The sequence below is a fragment of the Planktothrix sp. FACHB-1355 genome (assembly GCF_014748295.1).
In the GTDB taxonomy this organism is placed as follows: domain Bacteria; phylum Cyanobacteriota; class Cyanobacteriia; order Cyanobacteriales; family Aerosakkonemataceae; genus Aerosakkonema; species Aerosakkonema funiforme_A.
Genome location: NZ_JACJUP010000695.1, coordinates 1 through 3756 on the forward strand (window position 1 = coordinate 1; position 3756 = coordinate 3756).

Annotated in this window: 4 protein-coding genes; 1 reads left to right on the plus strand and 3 read right to left on the minus strand. The window is 43.2% G+C overall.

What is annotated here, in order from left to right:
- The 3 genes from H6S82_RS23200 to H6S82_RS23215 all read right to left on the minus strand — a co-directional run.
- Positions 1-364 (minus strand): YdcF family protein (locus H6S82_RS23200; RefSeq protein WP_242057080.1); only part of this gene is annotated, 364 nt, incomplete at its 3' end.
- A 996-nt stretch (positions 365-1360) separates the two neighbouring features.
- Positions 1361-2488: a tocopherol cyclase family protein gene (locus tag H6S82_RS23210; RefSeq protein WP_190465923.1), complete on the minus strand. Its 1128-nt coding sequence runs from the start codon at positions 2486-2488 to the stop codon at positions 1361-1363.
- Between the two features lie 529 nt (positions 2489-3017).
- On the minus strand, positions 3018-3368 hold the full coding sequence (locus H6S82_RS23215; protein ID WP_190465921.1) for a transposase: 351 nt from the start codon (positions 3366-3368) through the stop codon (positions 3018-3020).
- Positions 3369-3448: 80 nt separating this feature from the next.
- On the opposite strand from H6S82_RS23215, the gene H6S82_RS23220 reads away from it, so the two are divergent.
- Complete coding sequence (locus tag H6S82_RS23220) at positions 3449-3556, plus strand: WD40 repeat domain-containing protein (RefSeq protein WP_347339535.1); 108 nt, start codon at positions 3449-3451, stop codon at positions 3554-3556.
- The last annotated feature ends 200 nt before the right edge of the window (positions 3557-3756 follow it).

The following is a 3756-nucleotide window of genomic DNA, read 5'->3' on the forward strand; positions in this document are numbered from 1 at the left end:
CAACTTGAGCGCGGCGCATATGGTAATCGGAAGTAATCAAGTAGACGCTGTTGACACCACGAGCTTTTAACTCATCAACTAAAGTGGTGAAATTAGTAACCGTATCTACAGCTTGTTCGTCCAAATGCAAGCGATTTAAGTCAACACCGGCTTTGACAAAAACTTTTTTGACGTAATTATTGTAGCTACCTGGGCCACCAGAAGAAATCCAAATATGTAAATTTGGATGTTGACTGGCAAACTTTGCTGTAAACCTTTCTCGCTCCAATGCGGGAGTCGAACCACCTAACATTAAAACTGCCTGGGGTGGCTCTAGGCTTCTAACTTGTTTGTAGCCAAACCAAAGCACAATAGGAACCGTCAACGCTACCAAAAATCTACGCTTTGAGCGCGGTTTAGAAGGCGAGGTCTTCTTCAGTTTGTAACGTCGGTGACTGGGAGAAGTTCTTAAAACCATGCAGACAGTCAAGTGGCATTAATGATAAACAATAAGCTGAGGATTTTTGTCCTAGCCGTAGGTATGGCTCCCAGATTATCACCTTCAGCTTATTTTGAAATATTATTTTTAACTGCCATTTGATTTGTACGGGACTGATGGGACTTGAACCCATGACCTAGCGCTTCAGATTTGTGTGAGTTTCCCCACTCTCTGGACTATACCTTCACCATAGGCTGGCAGCCTTTAGGTGGTGGCCATCTAGTCTCTACACCTTCTTGAATCGAACTGTATAATGTTTTTTTATTTCGATTCAGGCTTGGCTCGGTATTCCCATGAAGTGTAAGCGTTGTGGTAAAGAGACAACCAATCCAGCTTTTTGCAGTCGGTCATGTGCTGCTGCCTTCAACAATAGGAAATATCCTAAAAGAAGTAAGCAACAAAAACACTGCAAACATTGTGGAATAAGCATCATAAGCGGTAGGAGTACCTGCGATGCTTGTAATCCTTTTTACGTTGATTGGTCGATTATTACTCTTCGAGATGTTAAAGGGAAGGCTCTGTACCAGCATTCGGCCAGAGTTCGTCAAGTTGCCAGATCTGTCTATCGTCAATCGGATAAAGCTAAGAAGTGTATCGTATGTGGATATGAAAGGTACTACGAAGTATGTCATAGAAAACCTATCAAGGATTTTCCGGACGATACGCCGATCTCCGTAATTAACGATATCGATAATCTGGTAGCGCTTTGCCCTAACCATCACTGGGAGTTTGATAATGGCCTTCTCACTCTTTAGGGTTCACCGAATTTGACCACATTCACTCGCAGAGTTTCCTCTAGGAGTGCCCGATATTTCAGGAGGCGCTCGCTCTATCCATCTGAGCTACAGCCCCAGGTACAAAAATATGATAGCAGAAGAAATATTAATTGGACTGCCAGGATTTATCCCAAGGGCTGCCACCTGTTTCCAATCCACAGAGAGAACTATTTGCTTTCAGGATGATTTTAGATTTGCCGTTGAGCCTTTCTCGCAGTTCCAGACTCAAATGACCCCGCATAGTGTCGCGACAGGCGAATTGCAATCCCTTTTCGGTAGGCGCACGCAGAGGTGTTCCGGGTAGGTCGGTGATGCCTGTTAACTCTACTTCATACTGGTTATTTTTAGCCTGCATTTGCCATCTACCCCAAGGTTGAATATCCCAGCTTACTTGTGAGTTCCAAGGCACGAATTCATAGAATTTGCCGCGATAGTGAATGCCTATCATCGCTACAGATTCCATCCACCACAGCACGCCACGCTTACCGCCGCCTGCGGTGAGGGCGAGGTCTGATTCGCCATCAAAATAATTGCAGTTTACCCAGAACCACTTTTGCGGAAAGGCACCACCCCAGTTTTTTTCGCTGTAAGCGGGTGCGTCTGTGAATTCGTAGAGTTTGCCATTCCATTCGATCGCACCTGTCGCCAGTCCGTGAGCCATCAATATTTGCCATCCAGGTTCAAATATCGGTAAAAAAGACAAAATTCCTGCTGTAGATTGCTGTTGTTCTCCTTTATTTCCCCAAGCATACACAGGCTTAATTTCATATTGCCAACGACAATACCCACCAGAACCGGGATCGCGAATCAAACCTTGATGCCAAGTAGCTGTTGCTTGATAACCTTCTCGAATGTGGCGATCGAATTCTGCTGGGTCGAGAAAGCGGGTTTCTTTGAAAAATGGGGTTTCTGAGTTGATTTTGCCCCAATGACCCAAACCCAGCGCATCCCGCCACGCCCAAAATTTGTTTGGATCTGGGAAAGTGCGACAAATGTATTCATCATCGGGGCCAAGAATTTGGGCTGCACCGCCACTGTAGAGTTTACCGCCGATGGGGTCTTCGATCGAATACATGAAGGCAAAAGTTTGGCCCTGCTGCGGTAACGTGACGCGATAGTACCAACCTTCAAAAAAACGGCGATCGCTACCGTCCCAATGATAGCCGCTGTGAGGCGTTTGGATAGTTTTAGACGTTGAGAAATCAGTTTTGAGTGGATTGAAGGAGTTTAGCATGGATTCAATTGAGCGACACCTTACCCAGTGTGAGGGCTTGCCATATTCAAGTTAGCAGTTAAGTGCGATCGCAGTAGGCCGAAAATATATTTGAGGAATACTTACCATCAGACGAGATCGGTTGATTCCATTTGCCTATAAGCCAGAGGAATGCCAAAATGTTGGCACTCACCTCAGACAAAACTTTAATCAATCTAAAATCTAAAACCTAAAATTTAAAAAGGTTATGAGCTATTGCCTCCATCCAAATTGCCAAAAACCTACCTGCAACTCAACTGAGACAATCTTTTGCCAATCTTGCGGAGCGAAATTGCTGTCTTAAAGCCATGATAAAAAACACACAAAATAGAGTAAACAGATATAAAATTAGACAAACAAATGATTTTATGCAAATTATTATACCCAGGGAAAAGCGGTGGCTAGGAATATTATTTTCAATAACTTGGATAACGATAATGTTATTTTTTGTAAAAATTTTGTTATTGAGTGTTCTTTTCCTTGTGGGAATTATTTTTATTTTTTTATTTATTTATTGAATCATCGGCTCAATAGATGCTAGTTTATGAGCAGGTAAATTATCCATTACTACTATCGCTCCTACCCATAATTGAGGACATAAAAATTTCTCAATAAATACGGCAAATGCCCACCCATATATTGAATCATTTATTGTCATCAATGCGAGTACTTTGTTAATACTAACTGCGCCAATAGCTGTCACTTTAGCGGCTCGATAAAATGGGTTTAGTTCGGTTAATCTTGTGCCTGGATATGAACGAGCATGAGTTCCGATCGAACCTATTAAAATGCCTGTTTCATCCAAAAACACGAGATTTTCTGGCTCGATCTGTTTGATTTTTTCCCAATACTCGGCTCTCAATTTTTGGACTCTTTCTGTCGCCGCTTGGCTACTGTACCAAGTTTTTTTTGCGATTTAATCCACATTTGCTGTTGGATAATTTGGTTGGGCACACAAAAGCTGTGAATGCGATCGCTATTAGCCCAGATGGTCAGTTACTTGTGAGTGGTAGCAGCGACAAATCAATTAAAATTTGGCGTTGTGATTGAAGCTTTCACATTGGTTTTATCAAAAATCCCGACAACAAGGGTGGGCATGGCCCACCCTACAACTTTATTCAGCCGAACCTACGGTAGTGCGTGCAGCCGTCTGTGGTTCTTGGGCTTGCAGAGGTCGAGGTGTGGAAGTTTGTACGGATTCTTCCGCAGCCTTAGTCCATTCCGTGTGGAAGAAGCCTGGTTTGTCAATG

Excerpts from the sequence above, each read along its gene's own strand:
- H6S82_RS23210 (WP_190465923.1), bottom strand. The coding sequence starts at position 2,488 with ATGCTAAACTCCTTCAATCCACTCAAAACTGATTTCTCAACGTCTAAA.